This is a genomic window from Microbacterium sp. ZXX196 (assembly GCF_009709595.1).
Lineage (GTDB): Bacteria > Actinomycetota > Actinomycetes > Actinomycetales > Microbacteriaceae > Microbacterium > Microbacterium excoecariae.
Genome location: NZ_WMEE01000139.1, coordinates 1 through 276, shown reverse-complemented (window position 1 = coordinate 276; position 276 = coordinate 1). Strand labels below are relative to the sequence as shown.

At 31.5% G+C, this 276-nt stretch carries 1 pseudogene; it reads left to right on the top strand.

Annotated elements, in window-relative coordinates:
* Positions 1-276 (top strand): annotated as a pseudogene (locus GJQ66_RS14865) (hypothetical protein); the annotation flags it as partial.

Below are 276 nucleotides of genomic sequence, written 5' to 3'. Positions count from 1 at the left end.
CAGCTCTTACTGGAAGTGTCCTCGGTTTTGGGGGATTTGTATTATCAGTAGCATTAATATTCTTTTTAGTTGTTTTTATTATGTTTTTATATTCTGTTTGTGTTTTCTATGCAGACTATATAATCATGCAAATTCTTATTGCACCTGTAGCACTATCTATGCTGGCAGATGATAATAACTACTTTCAGGTTTGGTGGAGAGAGTTGTTATCTATTGTAGTATCGCTATTAGTTAAATTATTCCTGGTAACTTTAATAGTAAATATACTTTTTACGG